Source organism: Methylobacterium sp. SyP6R (genome assembly GCF_019216885.1).
Lineage (GTDB): Bacteria > Pseudomonadota > Alphaproteobacteria > Rhizobiales > Beijerinckiaceae > Methylobacterium.
In genome coordinates, this window is sequence record NZ_JAAQRC020000001.1 from 1,875,778 (window position 1) to 1,893,270 (window position 17,493).

Below are 17,493 nucleotides of genomic sequence, written 5' to 3' on the forward strand. Positions count from 1 at the left end.
GTCGGAGGATGCCCCGGTATGATCGGTCGGGGTCTTGGACAGGCCCCGTGGGGTGACGAACGAAACGTGGGGTTCCCCCGCCCCCGCGTGGGAGAGGAGGCAGCGTGAGGGTGGGACGGTTCAGGATCAAGTGCGGAACGCGGGCACAGAGAGCCCGACTCCTCACTCCGTCCCTTCCCCGGAAACAGCAAGTCTGTCCGGCGAGAGGAATGGCGCGTCTCCCCTCTCCCGTGCGGGAGAGGGGTCGGGGGTGAGGGTGACGCGCTTCAGCGCAGAACTCCGAGCGTGGTGCTGGCAGCGAGACGGTTCAGTCCTTTTGCGGCGCCGTCTCCACCCGCACCCCCTGCCCCTCTCCCACACGGGAGAGGGGATCCCGCGATCGATCTTTGAAGGGCTTTCCCCGGGCACCCCCATCCCGCCCCGGCACGCCTACGCCGCCTCGGTACACGGCACGATCGCCGCCAGACGCCGCACCGCTTCCGCGATCCGCGCCGGGTCGAGGCGGCCTGTCCGGTCCCCCTGCCCACACAGCCCCCCGCGGAAGCCGAGATAGCCCGGCCCGAGCGCCGCGAGTGCCGGGATGTCGTCGAGGGCGAGCGAGCCGGCGAGGCCGGAGAGCAGGCCGTGCGCCCGGCACGACGCCGCGAAGCCGGCGAGCCGCGACACGGACAAGTGGTCGGTGAGGCGCCGGCCGTCCTTGGCTCTGGTGTCGATCATCGCGCCGGAGAAGCCGGCGGCAGCGAGCGCCGGCACGTCGGCGCCTGCCGGCCCGTCCTCGGCGAACAGGACGGCGATCACCGGGAGGCCGGCGGGCAGGACCAGGCCGGTCGCGTCACGCCCGGGCGCCCAGGCGATCTTGAGGTAGCGCACGCCCGTGCCGGCCAAAGCCGCCAGGCAGGCGGAGGCCTCGCGGCCGTCCTGCGGCTCACCCGCCACCGCGCTCGTCAGCCGGTCGCCCGAGGCCGCCGCGATCGCCCGGACGGTGTCGGGCGCAAGCGCCCCGAGGGCGCCGCGGTCGGGGTCCTTGGCATCGATCAGATCGGCGCCGTGGTCGCGGGCGAGCGCCGCCTCGGCGGCGTCGCGTACGCTGACGAGGAGGCGGACGCGGGGAGAAGACAGGTCGGGCACGGGGATCAGGACCGGTTCGGCAGCGGCTCGGCGAAGAGGCGGTTCTTCACCAGGGAGCGCACGCCATGGAGCCAGGTGTCGTCGGTGTCGCCCTGGATCACGACCTGGCCGCCGCGCAGCACCTTGCCGCTTCCGGCCTCGGTGACGGTGATGGTCAGGTTGAGCACCTGCGGCGCGCTGCGCTGGACGTAGCCGTAGACGACGAGCGCCGCCCCCGCCGCCTGGGCGATTTTTTCGGCGCAGCCCTCGCACTTGTAGAACGGCGCGTCGCGCCGGATCGCGGCGGCCTGAGGCGCGAGATCGACGGGGTCGAGACCGCGGCTCGCCACCTCCCGGCGCAGGGCATCGGTGGCCAGGCCCAGGCGTCGCGCATCCTGCGGCTTCAGCGGCCGCGGCCCGATCGTGCCGGGCTCCGCCAGCTCGATCCCGAACACCGCCACGTCGTTCGGCGCGGCGGCAGCCGGCAGGCCGACGAGCAGGACCGCGAGAGCGGGAAGGGCGCGAAGGAACGACATCGCCCGACCCTCGCATGCCGGCGCGGGGATGCGCAACGCGCTCCCCCGCGAGCCGTGTTCGGACTTTTGGGGCAGGATCGGCAAGGGTGGGATGGCGTCTTACGAAATCCTCATCGAACAGACGTTGAGGCCGCGCGAGAAACCCTGGTAGCGTGCCTGCCGCATGGCACAGTTCCGCAAGGCCACCCTCGCCTCCCTCGGGCTCCTCGCCGGTCTGGCGGCCCCGGCCGCTCTCGCGCAGGCTCCGGGCCCGCCGCAAGCGGCCGCCCCGCAGGCGCAAGCCGCCGCACCGCAGGCATCCGAGATCCGCATCGGCCTGGTCTACCGGCCGGCCCCGGCCCCCTCCTCGTACGACGCCCAGGCCGCACCCGAGGACGAGGGGCTGGCGGGCGCCAAGCTGGCGATCCAGGACAACACCACGACCGGCCGCTTCGTGCGCCAGAGCTACGCCCTCGATGCGGTGGCGCTCGGCACCGCCGCCCCCGGCGAGGCGCCGCCCCAGAGCCCGGTCGAGGCCGCCCGAGGGCTCGTGGCGAAGGGCCTGCGCTTCATCGTGCTGGCGCTCTCCGCCGACGAGGTGCTGGCGGTGGCCGACGCCCTCAAAGGGTCGGGCGTCACCCTGTTCAACGCCGCCGCCCCCGACGACCGCCTGCGCGGCACCGATTGCCGGGCCGACGTGTTCCACGTCGCCCCGAGCCGGGCGATGCAGACCGATGCGCTCGCGCAGTTCCTGGCCTTCATGCGCTGGCGCAAGCTCTTCCTGATCACAGGTCCGCAGGACGGCGACAAGCTGTGGGCCGAGGCGATGAAGCGCTCGGCGAAGAAGTTCGGGCTCCAGATCAGCGCCGAGCGGCCCTGGACCTTCGGCCCCCTGGCGCGGGCGCGGGGCGACACCCCGACCCGGGCCGAGGCCCTCGTCTTCACCCGCGGGCTCGATTACGATGTCGCCGTGGTGGCCGACGAAGCCGGCGATTTCGGCGATTACGTGCCGTTCCACACCGTCGATCCGCGGCCCGTCGTCGGCACGCAGGGGCTCGTCCCGACCACCTGGCACCCGACGCTCGAGGTCTGGGGCGCCGCCCAGGCCCAGAACCGCTTCCGCCGCCTCGCCGGCCGGCTGATGCGCCCCCTCGACTACCAGGTCTGGGCGTCGGTGCGGGCGGTCGGCGAGGCCGCCTTCCAGAAGAAGACCACCGATCCGGCGGCGCTGAGCGCCGCCATCGCCGATCCGGGTTTCACCCTGCCGGGCTACAAGGGCGTGGCCTTGAGCTTCCGCCCCTGGGATCATCAGCTGCGCCAGCCGATGCTGCTGGTGCAGCCCCAGGCCCTGGTGGCGGTGGCGCCGGAGCAGGGCTACCTGCACCAGCGCACGCTGCTCGACACGCTGGGGGTGGACCTGCCGGAGACGCAGTGCAGGCTGGCGAAGTCGTGACCCGGCCATAAGTCGGTCTCGCCCGCCGCGGCGCGGCGGGTCAGGTAAGAGCAACGAGCGCGACCAGAGACGGACCGTGGGCGAAGAGCGCGGCCGGAAGGGAGGACGAATGAGCCGTCACCGGATGAGACCGGCGCAAGCCGCAGCCCTTGCGGTTGCTCTTCTTGCAGCACCCGCCCACGCCACCACCGTGTACGTCAGCAACGAGAAGGGCAACTCGGTCAGCGTCATCGACGTCGAGACCCTGAAGGTCACGGCGACCTGGCCGGTCGGGCGGCGGCCGCGGGGGATCACCGTGGGCAAGGATGGGAGCCTGCTCTACGTCTGCGCCAGCGACGACGACCGCATCGACGTGCTCGACACCAAGACCGGCAAGATCGTCCGCTCGCTGCGCTCGGGGCCGGACCCGGAGCAGTTCATCGCGCATCCTTCCGGCAACCCGCTCTACATCGCCAATGAGGACGACAGCCAAGTCACGGTGCTCGACATCGAGAAGAACAAGGTGGTGGCCGAGGTGCCGGTCGGCGTCGAGCCGGAGGGAATGGGGTTGAGTCCGGACGGGTCGATCCTGGTCAATACCTCCGAGACGACCAACATGGCCCACTTCATCGACACCAAGACCTTCCAGGTGATCGACAACGTGCTGGTCGATGCGCGGCCCCGCTTCGCCGAGTTCAGCCAGGACGGCAAGTGGCTGTGGGTCTCGGCCGAGGTCGGCGGCACGGTCTCGGTGATCGACGTCGAGACCCGCAAGGTGGTGAAGAAGATCACCTTCAAGATCGCAGGGATCACCGACGAGCAGATCCAGCCGGTCGGCATCCGCCTGACCAGGGACGGAACCAAGGCCTTCGTGGCCCTCGGGCCGGCCAACCGGGTCGCGGTGGTCGATGCCAAGACCTACGAGGTGCAGAAATACCTGCCGGTCGGCCAGCGGGTGTGGCAACTCGCCTTCACGCCGGACCAGAAGCTGCTGTTTTCGACCAACGGCACCTCGAACGACGTCTCGGTGATCGACGTCGAGGCGTTGAAGGTGACGAAGAGCATCCCGGTCGGGCTTCTCCCCTGGGGCGTCGCGGTCTCGCCGCAGTAAAAATCGTGAGCCGCGTCCTGAAAAGGCGCGGGATCCCCTCTCCCGAGTGGGAGAGGGGTAGGGGTGAGGGTGACACGCTTCCGCGTGAAACGCTGAGTCTGGTGCCGGTGGCGGAACGGTCTGAGCCTTCTGCGGAACCGTAGCACCCTCACCCCCGGCCCCTCTCCCACTCGGGAGAGGGGGGAGAGCCCCACTTCTCACCCGGACAGATCATGCGCGCCCTTCTCACCGCCGCCGCCCTCGCGGCCAGCCTCCTCGCCACCACCTCCTCCGCCCACGACCTCACCAAGGGCCGCACCGACCTGCCCGATCTGGTGCTGGGCGCCGAGGACAACGACTATGCCGTGCCGGCGAAGGACATCGAGATGGAGGCCGGCAAGTCCTACCGTCTTCGCATCGTCGCCAAGGGGCAGAAGGAGTACAAGTTCTTCGCCAGCGAGTTCTTCCGCGGCGTGTGGATGAACCAGATCGTCATCAACCACCTCGAGGTGCACATGGCCGGGCCGCCGCACCACCTCGAATTCGACGACCAGGGTACGATCGCGGTGGAGTTCGTGACGGTGCGGGCCGGCGAGTTCCCGTGGTCGGTCCAGGGGCTGGAGAGCCGGGGCATGACCGGGCGCTTCATCGTGAAGTGACAGGGGTTTGCGGGTTCGCCAGCCCGGCCTACATCGACGCCAACACGACCGGAGGAACCCCAAGGATGCGTCTCGCCCTCGCCGCCCTGCTCCTGCTGACGGCCTTGCCCGCCCGCGCCGACGATGCGGCCGCGTGCCGGGACGGCATCGCGACGATCAAGGCGGAACTGGCGAAATCGCCGCCCGAGCCGGTCGCCAAGACCCTCCGGAAAGAGCTGCGCATCGCCGAGCGGGAACTCGGCGAGAAGGAATACGACGAGTGCCTCGACGCGGTGCGCGACGCCCGCAAGGCGCTGGCGCGATGAGCGCGGCCCTCGCGGTCGAGGGCGTGAGCCATCGCTTCGGCGCCCGCACGGCGCTCGACGACGTGTCGTTCGAGGTGCCGCGCGGCACCTTCGTGGCGCTGCTCGGGCCGAACGGGGCCGGCAAGACCACCCTGTTCTCGGTGGTGACCCGGCTCTATGCCAGCCAGGCCGGCCGGGTCTCGCTCCTCGGGCACGACCTGAACCGCGAACCCTCGCAGGCGCTGGCCCGCCTCGGTGTGGTGTTCCAGGCTCGCACCCTCGACACCGACCTGACGGTGCGCCAGAACCTGCTCTACCACGCGGCGCTCCACGGCATCCCCCGCAAGGCGGCGCTGGCCCGGATCGACTCGCTTCTGACCCGCATCGGCCTCTCGGAGCGCCGCGACGACAAGATCCGCACCCTGTCGGGCGGCCAGTCGCGGCGAATCGAGATCGCCCGGGCGCTGATCCACGCCCCCGACCTGCTGCTCCTCGACGAGCCGACCGTCGGCCTCGACCTCGAATCCCGCGCCGACATCGTCGCCATCGTGCGGGCACTGGTGCGGGAGGAAGGGCTGTCGGTGCTCTGGGCCACCCACATCTTCGACGAGATCGACGCGGACGACCGGGTCGTGGTGCTGCATCGCGGCCGCATCGTCGCCCGCGGCCTCGCCGGGACCTTGAGCGAGCCCTCGGGCTCCCTCGAGACGGCGTTCCGCCAGATGACTGCGGAGCGCGGCGACAATCCGAGGAAGGTGGCATGAGCGCCGGGACGACCCTCACCCCGGTGCGCGGCCGGCTCGATGCCGGCGGCTACCTCATCGCGCTCGCCGGCATCGTCCGTCGGGAGTTGCTGCGCTTCTTCAACCAGAAGGAGCGGTTCTTCTCGGCGCTCGTACGGCCGCTGGTCTGGCTGTTCATCTTCGCCGCCGGCTTCCGCAACACGCTGGGCCTGTCGATCACGCCGCCCTACGAAACGTATGTCCTCTACGAGGTCTACGTGGTGCCGGGGTTGGCTGTGATGATCCAGCTGTTCAACGGCATGCAATCCTCGCTGTCGATGGTCTACGACCGCGAGGTCGGCTCGATGCGGGTGCTGCTCACCAGCCCCTATCCGCGCTGGAGCCTGCTGCTGGCCAAGCTCATCGCCGGGGTGATCGTCTCGCTGATTCAGGCCTACGTGTTCCTGGCGGTCGCGAGTTTCTTCGAGACCGACATCCCGTGGATGGGCTATCTCTATGCCCTGCCGGCCTTCCTCGCCGCGGGGCTGATGCTTGGCGCCATCGGGCTGTTCCTGTCGTCGCTCGTGCGCCAGCTCGAGAACTTCGCGAGCGTGATGAACTTCGTGATCTTCCCGATGTTCTTCGCCTCCTCGGCGCTCTACCCGCTGTGGCGGATCAACGAATCGAGCGCGACGCTCTACTGGATCTGCCAGATCAACCCGTTCACCCACGCCGTCGAGCTGGTGCGCTTCGCGCTCTACGGCGCCTTCAACCCGGTCTCCTGCGCCGTCGTGGTCGGGACCGGACTCGCCTTCTTCGTCATGGCGGTCGCCGCCTACGATCCCGGCCGCGGGCTGCTCGCCCGGCGCGGCGGCCCGGCCGGGGATGCGGGCTGACCGCCTGTGAGAGAGATGTCCATGATGCTCCGTTCCGCCCTCGCCACCCTGCTGATCCTCGGCGCCGTGCCGGCCCTTGCGCAGCCCAAGCCCGATCCCGACTGGCCCTGCGCCCAGCGCAAGGTCTCGACGCTCGGCCCCGGCGCGGTCTGGACCGGGCCCGATCCGAGCCAGGCGCTGACTGACTGGGGCAACGACACCGACGCCGCCCTGCTCGCGCAGAAGATCGGGTCGCGCCGGCTGCCGCTGGAGGAGGTCGACGGCCTCCTCGACGGTTTCGTGGCCAAGCTCGACAAGGCCGACAAGGACGCCCGCCTGACCCGCGTCTTCGCCGGCGTGTTCGAGGTGCTGAACGGCGAGCGCGACAAGGTCGTGGCCGGCATCGGCCGCTACGCCCGCGGCCAGCGGGTGATGGCCGAGCGCATCCGCGACGAGGCCGGGAAGATCAGCGAGGTGAAGACCGCGCCGGACGTGCCCGAGACCAAGGAGCTGACCGAGCTCGAGAGTCGGTTCAACTGGGACAAGCGCATCTTCCAGGAGCGCAGCCAGTCGCTGACCTATGTCTGCGAGGTGCCGACCCTGCTGGAGCAGAGGCTGGGGGCGATCGCGAAGAAGATTCAGGCGCGGTTGTGAGGATTCGGTTGGTCGCCTAAGCTATTGTCGCAGGTGATCCTGAAACCCTCGATGTCATCCCGGGGCTCGCCGAAGGCGAGAACCCGGGAACCATAAGCGCTGACGGTGCCGAACGAGGCGAAGACCCTTCCGCTTTATCCTGGATCGTCAGCTGTTATGGATCCCGGGTTCCGCTACGCGGCCCCGGGATGATCGAGAGGATGGTAGAGCTGACGGCGAAACCAGCGAGCCGTCTCGCCCGCATTTATCCCACCGGCGTGAACAGCTCGCCCTTGCCCAGGGTCGCGAGGTCGCCGCCATAGCGGCGCATGGGCGCCCGCAGGAGCGCCGCTGCCTCGGGCGCCGAGGCCTTGAGCGAGGTCGCCAGCAGCTTCAGCACCACGAGGTCCTGCCGCCCGGTTTCGACGAAGGTCGGCAGCAGGGCGCCGTGGCGGGCGGCGACCAGGGTGCCGCGGCGCATGCCATAGCCGGGATGGTCGCCGATCGCCTCGGCCACGATGGTGCCGGCGATCATCCGGGAGCCCGCATGGGTGCCGGCGGTCGTCGCCAGGATCAGCCCGGCCCGCATCCGGTCGCCGAGGCGGTCGCCGGCCGTGCCGCCGATGATCAGCGTCGCGCCGTCGAGCCCGGCCTCCGCGCCGTGGAGCGCGCCGCCGGCGCTCTCGCCGGCATCGCCGGCAATGCGGATCGTGCCGCCCTTGGCCGCCGTCCCGGCGAAGGGGCCGGCCGAGCCGCTGACGGTGAGGGTGCCGCCGGTCATGCCGGCGCCGAGGCGCTGGCCGACATCGCCCTCGACCACGATCCGCCCGGCGGCGAGGCCCGCGCCGACCCGGTCGAGCCGGTCGGTGGCGCCGACGATCCGCAACTCGTCCGAGCCGTCGATGTGAACCGTGAAGCAATCGCCGAGGGTGAGTCCGCGGCGGCTGGTGCCGACCGGCAGCCGGGCGGCCTCGGCCTCCGACAGGCCCGCGAGGGCGGCGGGGGTGAGGCCGGCAAGATCCAGGCGCTCCGGCGGCGCCTCGCGGAGGGTCAGGGTGCTCATGCGGCCTCTCCGAGCAGGTCCCGGAGGTGGAAGTGGTGGCGCCCGAGATTGCCGCCGTAATTGCCCGCCGTGACGGCGACGAGGCCGAGATCGGCCCCCGCCCTGGTCGAGGCGTGGAGGGCGGCCCGCATCGCGGCCGAGACGCTGGCCGAGGACAGCCCGTCGATGACGATCTCCAGCACCACATCGACTTCCGGAGGCAGGGCCGAGCCGGCCCGGCCCTTGAGGGTCGGGCAATAGGCGTCGTTGGTCGAGGCCATCATGCCCTTGGTGCGGGCGCCGACCTTGGAGCCGGAGCGCACCACGCCGCCCGGGAAGGGCAGGATCACGTCGGGGATCGTGCGCGCCGCCGCGACCGCGATCTCGGCCACCCGCAGGGTGTCGGCGAAGCGCCGGCCGAGAAACAGCAGGTTGCCGCCCCCGACCGCACCGTTGATCGTCGGCACCGAGTGCTCGCACAGGAACTCGCCGTCCATCACCGGCGTGCGCCAGTAGCGCCGGCCGTCGACGCGCTTGGCGGTGGAAAAGCCGTCGCCGAAATAGCGGATCGCGCCGCCGAGCTTGAGCGCCTTGCCGACATTGGGGTCGTCCCAGGCGATCCCGGCGAAGACCGCGCTGCCCGGCGAGGTCAGCACGCATTGCCCGACCCGGCGCAGGAGCTGGTCCTTGAGGCCGCCGGCATCGAAGCCGAAGAGCAGCACCCGCATGCCGGGGCGCCCGTCCGGGGTCTCGTCGGGGGAGAGCACGGCGTCGATCCCGGCCTCGGCGCCGCAGCCGATCACCGAGGTGGCGAAGCCCGTCATGGTCGTCGCGGCGATCGTCGCCCATTCGGGCGTCTCGGCGGTCAGCACCAGGGCGGTGGCCGCCATGTCGAAGGCCTCCGCGAAGGTGTCCTCGACCCGGATGCCGTTGAGAATCAGGTCCGGCATGACACCGCCTCGAACACCTCACGATCGGGGAAGGCCGCGTCCGGCACCGTGAAGGTGGACAGACCGGCGCCGAAACGGCCCTGCAGATATGAATCGGTCCGCCGCGCCATGCCGGCATCGGCCTCGACGGACAGGCTCAGCGTATGACCGCGCGTCCAGGCGACGACCTCGCCGTCCTCGACGATCACCGCGCCGTCCTTCAGCACACGGTGGGCGCGGGCGAACATCGCGGTCCGGTCCGGCTGGTCGCGGTACACCGCGATGTCGGCCCGCGCCCCGGGGCGCAGGTGACCGCGGTCGGTGAGGCCCAGAAGCTTGGCCGGGCCCGAGCGGGTGAGCTGCGCGACCTCGGTGAGGGTATATTCGCGCTCGATGGCGGCGAGGCCGGAGCGCTCGGCTGCCACCTTCGGATGGGCGGCGACCTCGCGATCCCGCGCCTCCTTGTCCATCAGCAGGTGCAGGATGCGCGGATAGGCGGTGAACGGTCCGCCATTGGGGTGGTCGGTGGTCAGGATGGTGCGCTCCGGATCGGGCGAGAGCAGCATCAGCTCGAGCCCGATGGCGAATTGCAGCGACGAGGTCGGGCCGCGGTCGCGGTAGCGGAACGGCACGATGCCGCCGCCCTCGGCGTCGCCTGCATTGACGATCCACTTCTTCGGGCTCGCCGCCTTGCGGCCGGAGAACTGGCGCAGGATGTCGAGCGAGATCGTCGCGGTCTGGCCGAACACCACCTGGCCGATATCCAGGGTGGCGTTGGGATGGCGGGCCAGCGCCTCGGCGATCCGCGGCGCGGCCGACTGGAAGCCGCCGGTCAGCGGGTTGTCCTTGTCGATCGCGGCATAGGCGTAGAACTGGGCGTGGGCGAAGTGGATCCGCCGCCCTTCCGCCGCCTCGAGCGTCTCGATCAGGCTGTCGTCGGCCCCCGGCAGGCCGAGATTGCTGCAATGGACGTGCAGCGGGTGCGGGACCTTCAGGGCCTCGACCGCGTCGAGGAGCCCGTTGAGGATTTGTCGCGATGTCAGCCCGTAGGCCGGCACCTCGTCGTCGAGGGAGAAGCGGACCGCCCCGTCCTTGAAGGCGTCGGCGCCGCCGGCATTGATCACCTTGACGCCGAGCGCCCGCGAGGTCGCGACGTTCAAAGCCACGAGGTCGCGCACCGCGTCGGCGCTCTCGCGGTCGCGCAGCAATTGCAGCAACTGGTCGTCGTTGCCCATCACGCACAGCCCGCCCCGGTCGAGGAGCGGGATCTCGTCGAGTTCGAGCTGGGTCGCCAGTGCGTTGACCGGCGGCATCGCCGGCTCGACCGCGGTGGTGTAGCCCATCCGGGCGTAGAGCAGGCCGACATCGCGGCCCGAGCCGTGCGGGTTCGGCGCGCCGGGTTCCGAGACGCCGAGTTCCGGCAGCAGCAGGCGCGCCAGCACCACGTTGCCGCCGGCGATGTGCGAATGGACCTCGACGCCGCCCGCCATGACGATGCAGCCGGCGGCGTCGATGATGCGGTCGGGCGCGCGGTCCGAGGGGGCGACGATACGGCCGTCCTCGATCCAGACGTCGCCGATGGCGTCGCGCCCGGCGGTCGGATCGACCACCCGGCCGCCGGCGATGCGGGTCAGCATGAGGCGGAACGCTCCGGGTTCTTGGCAGGATTCTTGACGGTGTAAGAGAGCCGGGCCTGGAGATCGGCGAGGATCGTGGCGGCGGAATCTGTCCCCGGTGCCGGCGCGTCGGCTTCGTGCCAGGCGATCGCGGCGCGGCGCGGGTGCCACAGGGCGGCGCCGAAGGCCTCGCCCGGCACGCCGACGCCGATCACCACCTTCGCCTCGTCGCCCTTCGGCGTGCCGAGGAGCGCCACGGTCGGCACCGTGCGGGTCCAGTCCGGCAAGGGTGCCGGCAGAGCGGCGAGCCAGAGCGCGGCATCGGCCTCCCCTGCCGCGGCCTGGCGTGCGGCGTCGAAGCGCCAGGGATCGTGCTCGGGACGAGTGCGGCCGAATCCGACCCGCGGCCCTTGGCCGGCGCTCCAGGCGGCGATCTGTGCCACGGCCCGGCCCTGGTGGGGGTCGCCGAGGGGCAGCGCGAAGCAGCGGGTGGTCTCGTTGAGATCCTTGACGAGGCCGTTCAGCATCTCGGCCCCGAGGGCTCCGATCTCGGCGGGGTCGTAGACGATCACGCCGTAGAGCGCGTCGCGCAGGCGCGTCGCGAGGTCGGCCAGCGGATGGGGACCGGCGATGCGGCCGGCGACGAGGCCGCGCAGCAAACCGATCGCCGCCGCGAGCCCGGCCTCGCCCGCCGGATAGGCGACGTGTTGCACGGCCCCATCGCCCGGACCGCCGAGGGCGAGGATGCCGCGGGGCCGCCCCGATGCCCGTCCGCGGACGGGTCCGTCCGCCGCCAGCTCGCTCAAGGACTCGGAGGCCCACGGCGCGGCGCCCAGCGCCAGCACGACATCGGCCCGCCCACGCGCCTCGGCCGGGGTGGTGGTCATGGCGCCGCCGGAGGCCAGCGCCCCGAGATCGGCGTAGAGGGAGGGCGCCGCGGCGGAGTCGAGCGAAGCGCCGATTGCGCGCGCGAGGTCGAAGGCCGCCTGCACCGAGGCCGCCTCGGCGCAGAGGCCGGCAAAGACCGGGCTTCGCGCCCCTGCCAGCATCGCGGCGGCGGCCGCGACGGCCTCGTCCCGCGTCACCGCCCGTCCATCGATCCAGGCCGTCATCCGCCCTCGCCCGCTCCTGCCCTACGCAGTTCGCGGGAGACGGTTGCACCCGGGCGCCCGCTCAGGCAAGTCCCCCGAAAGTCCGGCTTCGCGCCCGGCCGGCGGGCACATATCCGCCGATCGCGAGTTGCCCAGCCGGCAGACGGTGTGGGACAGTCCGGCCCCGAGGATTCGGACGGCCCTGCGGGCGCCGCCCGGTCGGGTCAGGAAGCGAGGCCGGTTTGGCGCACGGGATGGCAACGGCGCGGGCGACGGTGCGGGTGCGTGCGCCGGCCCGGCTGCATTTCGGCTTCCTCGACCTGCATGGCGGGCTCGGCCGGCGCTTCGGCAGCATCGGGCTCGGCCTGGATGCCCCCGGCATCGACCTCACCGCCGCCCGGGCCGACAGCCTCACCGTCACCGGGGCCGACACGCCCGGCATCGAGGCCGAGTGCGAGCGGGTGCGCACCTATGCGGCGCTGGCCGCCCGTCACCTCGGCGTGCCGGAGACCGGGGCGTTCCACCTCGCCGACGTGATCCCGGCCCATGCGGGCTTCGGCTCGGGGACGCAACTCGCCCTCTCGGTCGCGGCGGCGCTCGCCGCGCTCCACGGCGCGCCCTTTTCCCCTGCCGCCTTCGCCGATGCCCTCGACCGCGGCAACCGGTCCGGCGTCGGTCTCGCCGCCTTCGTCACCGGCGGCCTGATCGTCGATGGCGGCCGCGACGACAGCGAGGCTCCGCCGCCGGTGATCGCGCGGCTGCCTTTCCCGGAGGCCTGGCGGGTGGTGCTGATCCTGGATTCCGGCCGCACGGGCGTGCATGGGGCCGAGGAGCGCCGGGCCTTCCGCGAACTCCCCCGCTTTCCCGCGCCGGAGGCGGCCGAGATCTGCCGCACGGTGCTGATGCAGGTGCTGCCGGCGGTCGTCACGGGGGACGTGGCGCGGTTCGGCGCCGGGATCACCGGGATCCAGCGCCGGATCGGCGATTATTTCGCCCCCCACCAGGGCGGGCGCTACGCCAGCGCGGCGGTGGCGGCGGCGCTGGCCGACGTCGAGGCGGCCGGCATCCCGGGCTTCGGCCAGAGTTCCTGGGGGCCGACCGGCTTCGCGCTCACCGGCGACGAGGCGCAGGCCAGGGCGCTGGCCGCGTCCTTGAGCGCCCGCCACCCGGCCTTGAGCGTCCGCATCGCCCGCGGGCGCAACCGCGGCGCCGAGATCGACTGACCGGAGCGGCGGGCTCCTTGCCGCAATTGCCACCAACGTCCAGGCCACAGGTGGGGCCTGCGGGCGTAAAGGTGGCACCGAACCTTGAAGCTTCACGCGCGAATCGGGTCGCCGGCGGGCGGCCGCCGCGTTTCAGGAGATGCCGGATGGCCCGCTCGATCCTGCACATGCTGACCCCACTCAAGCACATGAGCCCGTTCGACGTGAACATGGCGGTGGATGCGGGGTTCGAGGTCGTCTCGACCTATACGAGCGTGGAGCCCGGCGAGGTGGTGCCGCTGGTCCAGGACTCGATCTTCTCCCGCGCGCCGCAGGACGGCACCCGCACGGCGATCTTCATCGGCGGCAAGAACGCGGAGGCCGCCCTCGACATGGTGGATGCCGCGACAGGTGCCTTCGTGCCGCCCTTCGCCAACCACGTCTTCGCCGATCCGGCCGGCTCCTTCACCACCGGCGCCGCCATGGTGGCCTGCACCCGCAAGGCTTTGCGGGAGAGGTTCGGCGAGGAGCTGCGGGGCAAGCGCGTCGCGATCTACGGCGGCACCGGCGTCGTCGCCTATTGCGCCGCGGTGATCGCCGCGCAGGAGGGCGCGCAGCCGGTCATCGTCGGCTATAACGGCCGCGAGCGGGTGGCGACGATCGCCGATGGGATGCGCACGCGCTTCGGCGTCGCCGTCGAGGCCGCCGACGGCTCGACGCCCGAGGGTCGTCTCGCGGCGGCGCGCGACGCCGAGGTGATCCTCTCCGCGGCTGCGGCGGGCGTGCAGGTCCTGAGCGCCGAGGACCTGACCCAGGCCGGCCGCCTCCTCGTCGCCGCGGACGTCAACGCCGTGCCGCCGGCCGGCATCGCCGGGATCGACGTCAACGCCGACGCCGTCCCCCTGCCGAGCGGGCGGGGCGTGGGCATCGGGGCGCTCGCCATCGGCAACGTCAAGTACGGGACCCAGGCCGGCCTGTTCCGCCGCCTGCTCCAGGCCGACCAGCCCCTCGTCCTCGATTTCCGCGAGGCCTACCGGCTCGCCGTCGAGATCGCCGACCAGGCGGCGGCGTGACGGCCGACGCGGTCCTGATCGCCGCGCAGTCGGGCCGGGCGCTCGCCGCCGCGGCGCGGCGGGCCGGCTACCGCCCCTTCGTCGCCGACCTGTTCGGCGACGCGGATACCCGGCTGCTTTCCGCCGGCTATCGCCGCGTCTCCGGCCGCCTCGGCGCCGGGCCGGGGGCCGGGAGCGTGGAGGCGGCGCTCTCGGACCTCGCAAGCCAAGCGGTCGCCCCCATCGGCCTCGTCCTCGGCTCCGGCTTCGAGGGTGCGCCGGGGCTGATGCGGCGGCTCGCCGGGCGGTTCAGGCTGATCGGCGCCGCGCCGGATGCCGTCGCGGCGCTCAAGGACCCGGCCGGCTTCGCGGCCCTGTGCGGGCGTCTCGGCATCCCGCATCCGGAGATCTCCTTGGCACCGGTGCCGGATCCCGAATCCTGGCTCACGAAGCGGCGCGGCGGGTCCGGAGGCGGCCATATCCGCCCGGCCGCTCCGGGCCGGCTCCCGGCGGGAGCCTATCTCCAGCGCCGCGTGCCGGGCCTGCCCCGCTCGCTCAACGCCCTCGCGGATGGACGCGGCATCGCCGTGCTGGCGGTAACCGAGCAATGGACGGCGCCCGGGACCGGCCGCCCCTTCCGCTATGCCGGTGCCGCCGGACCGGCCGTCCTGCCCGCCGCGGTACGGGATGGAGCCGAGCGGGCGCTCGCGGCCCTCGTCACCGCGACGGGGTTGCGCGGTCTCGTCAGCGCCGACCTGCTGGTCGAAGGCGATGCCTGGTGGCTGCTCGAGGTCAATCCCCGTCCCGGCGCCACCCTGGACGTGCTCGACCGCGCGGCCCAGCCGCTCTTTTCCGCCCATCTGGCGGCGGCCGACGGCCGGCTGCCCGAGCACCGCTCGATTCGTCCGGGCGCCGCCGCGACCGAGATCCTGTATGCCGGGACGGAGGTTCCTTCCGTTCCGGTCTTCGACTGGCCCGACTGGGCGATGGACCGCCCGCCGGCCGGCAGCCGCGTCGAGGCGGGAGCGCCGATCTGCACGGTGCTGGCCGAGGGGGCGGATGCGGGCGCGGCCCGGCAGGCGGTCGCGCGGCGGGCCGCCGATCTGCAGTCGCGGCTGCGCGCGACGGCCGACGCATTGGCTTTCGCCGGCCGCCGCTCCATCTTCGACGCGGCACCCTGCAACCCGCTCTCCCGCGGCGAGGAGATGCCGCATCCTTCGATCGTTTCGGACAATCCTGCATGCACCGGGCACGACGCATGAGCCACGCCCTCGCCGTCGTGAAGGTCGGCGGCAGCCTCGTGGCTGATCAGGCCCGGCTGTGCCGGCTGCTCGGCGACCTGGCGGACGGGGCCGAGGGGCCGGTGGTGATCGTGCCGGGCGGCGGCGCGCTCGCCGAGGCGGTGCGGGCGACGCAGTCGGCCCTCGCCTTTCCGGACCCCCTCGCCCACCGGCTCGCCCTCGATGCCATGGCGGGCATGGCGCGCATCTTCGCCGCGCTGGAGCCGCGCTTGCGGGTGACGCCGGATTTCGCCGGAACCCTCGCCGCCGGCGGCGTACCGGTCTGGGACCCGTCGGCGCTCAAGGACGGCCATCCGGACATCCCGGAGAGCTGGGACGTGACATCGGACAGCCTGGCGCTCTGGCTCGCCACGCGCCTCGGCGCAGGCACCTGCCTGCTGGTGAAATCCGCCGATCCGGCGCCCGGGGCCGGACCGGCGGAGCTGGCTCGGGCCGGGCTGGTCGATGCCGCCTTTCCGGGTTTCGCCGCTCGCTTTCCCGGCCGGATCGTCCTGCGCGGCCCCGGCGGCGACCGGCCGTGCCGCGAGGCGCTGGCGGAGTGCGCCGCGTGAGGGAGCATCTCGTCTTCGTCACCGGGCGCCTCGCCAAGGCGCGGCTGGAAAAAATCGCCGCCGGCCTGCCGCCAGATCGCTTCGCCTGGACCATCGCGGATGCCGGCGTGAAGGTCGCCGCGCTGATGACCGAGGAGATCATCCGCCGCCGGGTCACGATGCCGGAGGGCGCGACGCGGGTGATCCTGCCCGGGCGCTGCCGGGCCGATCCGGCGGCGCTCGCCGCGCATTTCGGCCTGCCGGTGGAGCGCGGACCGGACGAGATCGTCGACCTGCCGGTCTTCCTCGGTCTCGCCGGGCGGAAAGTGGATCTTTCGCGCCACGACGTGCGGATTTTCTCCGAGATCGTCGACGCGTCGCGGCTCACGCCCGAGGAGATCTTGCTTCGGGCGAAGGACCTCGCCCGGCGCGGGGCCGATGTCATCGATCTCGGCGGGCTGCCGGATACCCCCTTCCCGCATCTGGGCGAGACGGTGCGTCTGCTGAAGTCCGAGGGATTGCGGGTCAGCGTCGATTCGTTCTCGGCCGACGAATTGCGCCAGGGCGCGGCGGCGGGCGCCGATTTCCTGCTCAGCCTCAACGAGGAGACCCTGGACCTCGCCTTCGAGACCGAGGCGGTGCCGGTTCTGGTGCCGATGCGCCCCGAGGACCTGCCCTCCCTCGACCGGGCGATCGAGCGGATGCAGCGGGCGGGCAAGCCCTTCATCGCCGACCCGATCCTCGAACCGATCCATTTCGGCTTCGCCGCCTCCCTGGTGCGCTACCACGAGACGCGGCGGCGCCACCCCGACATCGCCATGATGATGGGGACCGGCAACCTGACCGAGCTCACCGAGGCCGATAGCCTCGGGGTGACGGCCCTGCTGATGGGGGTGTGCTCGGAACTGTCGATCGGCAACGTGCTGATCGTGCAGGTCTCGAACCACACGCGCCGCACGGTCGAGGAGCACGATGCCGCCCGCCGGGTGATGTACGCGGCCAAGGCCGACGCCGCCCTGCCCAAAGGTTATGGCCGCGCCCTCCTCGCCCTCCACGACAAGCGGCCCTATACCCAGACCCCTGACGAGATCGCGGCCCTGGCCGCCGAGGTGCGCGACCCCAATTACCGGGTCGCGGTCGCGGAGGACGGGGTGCACATCTACAACCGCGACATCCACAAGGTGGGGCGCGATGCGATGGCGTTCTTCCCCGATCTCGGCGTCGAGGCCGACGGCGCCCACGCCTTCTATCTCGGCGGCGAATTGACCAAGGCGGAACTGGCCTGGCGGCTCGGCAAGCGCTACGTGCAGGACGAGGCGTTGGAATGGGGCTGCGCCATGGATGCCGAGGTGGAGGACACCACGCGCTTCAAGGCCCCGGGCCATACGCGCCACAGCGGGAAGCCCTGACGCC

The 17,493-nt window shown here is 72.1% G+C and carries 18 protein-coding genes; 12 read left to right on the top strand and 6 right to left on the bottom strand.

The annotated features are described in order from the left end of the window. Positions 1-429: 429 nt before the first annotated feature. Positions 430-1,137: a (5-formylfuran-3-yl)methyl phosphate synthase gene (locus HBB12_RS08645; RefSeq protein WP_442919349.1), complete on the bottom strand. Its 708-nt coding sequence runs from the start codon at positions 1,135-1,137 to the stop codon at positions 430-432. Then, the gene (locus HBB12_RS08650) at positions 1,134-1,643 is read right to left on the bottom strand and encodes a DUF3280 domain-containing protein (protein WP_236988970.1); all 510 of its coding nucleotides are present in this window, start codon (positions 1,641-1,643) and stop codon (positions 1,134-1,136) included. Before HBB12_RS08650 ends, HBB12_RS08645 begins: the two co-directional genes overlap by 4 nt. A 163-nt stretch (positions 1,644-1,806) precedes the next feature. On the opposite strand from HBB12_RS08650, the gene pedA1 reads away from it, so the two are divergent. The 7 genes from pedA1 (at position 1,807) to HBB12_RS08685 (ending at position 7,338) form a co-directional block, all read left to right on the top strand. After that, positions 1,807-3,075 (top strand): lanthanide ABC transporter ABC transporter substrate-binding protein PedA1, encoded by a 1,269-nt coding sequence (gene pedA1 / locus HBB12_RS08655; protein ID WP_236988971.1) that lies wholly within the window; start codon positions 1,807-1,809, stop codon positions 3,073-3,075. 124 nt (positions 3,076-3,199) lie between these two features. Continuing rightward, on the top strand, positions 3,200-4,165 hold the full coding sequence (locus tag HBB12_RS08660) for a YVTN family beta-propeller repeat protein (protein ID WP_236992704.1): 966 nt from the start codon (positions 3,200-3,202) through the stop codon (positions 4,163-4,165). 212 nt (positions 4,166-4,377) lie between these two features. Further along, complete coding sequence (locus HBB12_RS08665; RefSeq protein WP_236988972.1) at positions 4,378-4,803, top strand: cupredoxin domain-containing protein; 426 nt, start codon at positions 4,378-4,380, stop codon at positions 4,801-4,803. A 65-nt stretch (positions 4,804-4,868) separates the two neighbouring features. Further along, complete coding sequence (locus HBB12_RS08670; RefSeq protein ID WP_203157858.1) at positions 4,869-5,108, top strand: hypothetical protein; 240 nt, start codon at positions 4,869-4,871, stop codon at positions 5,106-5,108. Beyond that, a complete protein-coding gene (pedB, locus tag HBB12_RS08675) occupies positions 5,105-5,851 on the top strand; it encodes a lanthanide ABC transporter ATP-binding protein PedB/LutE (RefSeq protein WP_236988973.1) in 747 nt (248 codons plus the stop codon). The genes HBB12_RS08670 and pedB overlap by 4 nt, the downstream gene beginning before the upstream one ends. Then, positions 5,848-6,705 carry a lanthanide ABC transporter permease protein PedC gene (gene pedC, locus HBB12_RS08680; protein ID WP_236988974.1) on the top strand — a complete coding sequence of 286 codons (858 nt, stop codon included), beginning with the start codon at positions 5,848-5,850 and terminating at the stop codon, positions 6,703-6,705. Before pedB ends, pedC begins: the two co-directional genes overlap by 4 nt. A 24-nt stretch (positions 6,706-6,729) precedes the next feature. Then, a complete protein-coding gene (locus tag HBB12_RS08685) occupies positions 6,730-7,338 on the top strand; it encodes a hypothetical protein (protein WP_236992705.1) in 609 nt (202 codons plus the stop codon). Positions 7,339-7,582: 244 nt separating this feature from the next. Here HBB12_RS08685 and HBB12_RS08690 read toward each other — a convergent pair whose 3' ends face one another. The 4 genes from HBB12_RS08690 to HBB12_RS08705 are packed head-to-tail and all read right to left on the bottom strand — an operon-like array spanning position 7,583 to position 12,016. After that, positions 7,583-8,380 carry a formylmethanofuran dehydrogenase subunit C gene (locus tag HBB12_RS08690; RefSeq protein WP_236988975.1) on the bottom strand — a complete coding sequence of 266 codons (798 nt, stop codon included), beginning with the start codon at positions 8,378-8,380 and terminating at the stop codon, positions 7,583-7,585. Next, positions 8,377-9,309, bottom strand: coding sequence for a formylmethanofuran--tetrahydromethanopterin N-formyltransferase (gene fhcD, locus HBB12_RS08695; protein ID WP_236988976.1), 933 nt, complete (start codon positions 9,307-9,309; stop codon positions 8,377-8,379). The genes HBB12_RS08690 and fhcD overlap by 4 nt, the downstream gene beginning before the upstream one ends. Then, positions 9,297-10,925, bottom strand: a complete 1,629-nt coding sequence (locus HBB12_RS08700) for a formylmethanofuran dehydrogenase subunit A (RefSeq protein ID WP_236988977.1) — start codon at positions 10,923-10,925, stop codon at positions 9,297-9,299. Before HBB12_RS08700 ends, fhcD begins: the two co-directional genes overlap by 13 nt. Then, positions 10,919-12,016: a molybdopterin-binding domain-containing protein gene (locus HBB12_RS08705; RefSeq protein WP_236988978.1), complete on the bottom strand. Its 1,098-nt coding sequence runs from the start codon at positions 12,014-12,016 to the stop codon at positions 10,919-10,921. Before HBB12_RS08705 ends, HBB12_RS08700 begins: the two co-directional genes overlap by 7 nt. Positions 12,017-12,249: 233 nt before the next feature. Here HBB12_RS08705 and HBB12_RS08710 point away from each other — a divergent pair, with 233 nt between their 5' ends. From HBB12_RS08710 to HBB12_RS08730, 5 genes are all read left to right on the top strand, one after another. Further along, positions 12,250-13,218, top strand: coding sequence for a beta-ribofuranosylaminobenzene 5'-phosphate synthase family protein (locus HBB12_RS08710; RefSeq protein WP_236988979.1), 969 nt, complete (start codon positions 12,250-12,252; stop codon positions 13,216-13,218). Positions 13,219-13,364: 146 nt separating this feature from the next. Then, positions 13,365-14,270, top strand: a complete 906-nt coding sequence (locus HBB12_RS08715) for an NAD(P)-dependent methylenetetrahydromethanopterin dehydrogenase (RefSeq protein ID WP_236988980.1) — start codon at positions 13,365-13,367, stop codon at positions 14,268-14,270. Continuing rightward, positions 14,267-15,511, top strand: a complete 1,245-nt coding sequence (locus HBB12_RS08720; RefSeq protein WP_236988981.1) for an ATP-grasp domain-containing protein — start codon at positions 14,267-14,269, stop codon at positions 15,509-15,511. The genes HBB12_RS08715 and HBB12_RS08720 overlap by 4 nt, the downstream gene beginning before the upstream one ends. Then, positions 15,508-16,101 carry an amino acid kinase family protein gene (locus HBB12_RS08725; protein WP_236988982.1) on the top strand — a complete coding sequence of 198 codons (594 nt, stop codon included), beginning with the start codon at positions 15,508-15,510 and terminating at the stop codon, positions 16,099-16,101. The genes HBB12_RS08720 and HBB12_RS08725 overlap by 4 nt, the downstream gene beginning before the upstream one ends. Next, positions 16,098-17,489 (top strand): DUF6513 domain-containing protein, encoded by a 1,392-nt coding sequence (locus HBB12_RS08730; protein WP_236988983.1) that lies wholly within the window; start codon positions 16,098-16,100, stop codon positions 17,487-17,489. The genes HBB12_RS08725 and HBB12_RS08730 overlap by 4 nt, the downstream gene beginning before the upstream one ends. The last annotated feature ends 4 nt before the right edge of the window (positions 17,490-17,493 follow it).

Coding starts and splice junctions, on each gene's coding strand:
- HBB12_RS08650 (WP_236988970.1), bottom strand. CDS start 1,643: ATGTCGTTCCTTCGCGCCCTTCCCGCTCTCGCGGTCCTGCTCGTCGGC.
- pedA1 (WP_236988971.1), top strand. CDS start 1,807: ATGGCACAGTTCCGCAAGGCCACCCTCGCCTCCCTCGGGCTCCTCGCC.
- HBB12_RS08660 (WP_236992704.1), top strand. CDS start 3,200: ATGAGACCGGCGCAAGCCGCAGCCCTTGCGGTTGCTCTTCTTGCAGCA.
- HBB12_RS08665 (WP_236988972.1), top strand. CDS start 4,378: ATGCGCGCCCTTCTCACCGCCGCCGCCCTCGCGGCCAGCCTCCTCGCC.
- HBB12_RS08670 (WP_203157858.1), top strand. CDS start 4,869: ATGCGTCTCGCCCTCGCCGCCCTGCTCCTGCTGACGGCCTTGCCCGCC.
- pedB (WP_236988973.1), top strand. CDS start 5,105: ATGAGCGCGGCCCTCGCGGTCGAGGGCGTGAGCCATCGCTTCGGCGCC.
- pedC (WP_236988974.1), top strand. CDS start 5,848: ATGAGCGCCGGGACGACCCTCACCCCGGTGCGCGGCCGGCTCGATGCC.
- HBB12_RS08685 (WP_236992705.1), top strand. CDS start 6,730: ATGCTCCGTTCCGCCCTCGCCACCCTGCTGATCCTCGGCGCCGTGCCG.
- HBB12_RS08690 (WP_236988975.1), bottom strand. CDS start 8,380: ATGAGCACCCTGACCCTCCGCGAGGCGCCGCCGGAGCGCCTGGATCTT.
- fhcD (WP_236988976.1), bottom strand. CDS start 9,309: ATGCCGGACCTGATTCTCAACGGCATCCGGGTCGAGGACACCTTCGCG.
- HBB12_RS08700 (WP_236988977.1), bottom strand. CDS start 10,925: ATGCTGACCCGCATCGCCGGCGGCCGGGTGGTCGATCCGACCGCCGGG.
- HBB12_RS08705 (WP_236988978.1), bottom strand. CDS start 12,016: ATGACGGCCTGGATCGATGGACGGGCGGTGACGCGGGACGAGGCCGTC.
- HBB12_RS08710 (WP_236988979.1), top strand. CDS start 12,250: ATGGCAACGGCGCGGGCGACGGTGCGGGTGCGTGCGCCGGCCCGGCTG.
- HBB12_RS08715 (WP_236988980.1), top strand. CDS start 13,365: ATGGCCCGCTCGATCCTGCACATGCTGACCCCACTCAAGCACATGAGC.
- HBB12_RS08725 (WP_236988982.1), top strand. CDS start 15,508: ATGAGCCACGCCCTCGCCGTCGTGAAGGTCGGCGGCAGCCTCGTGGCT.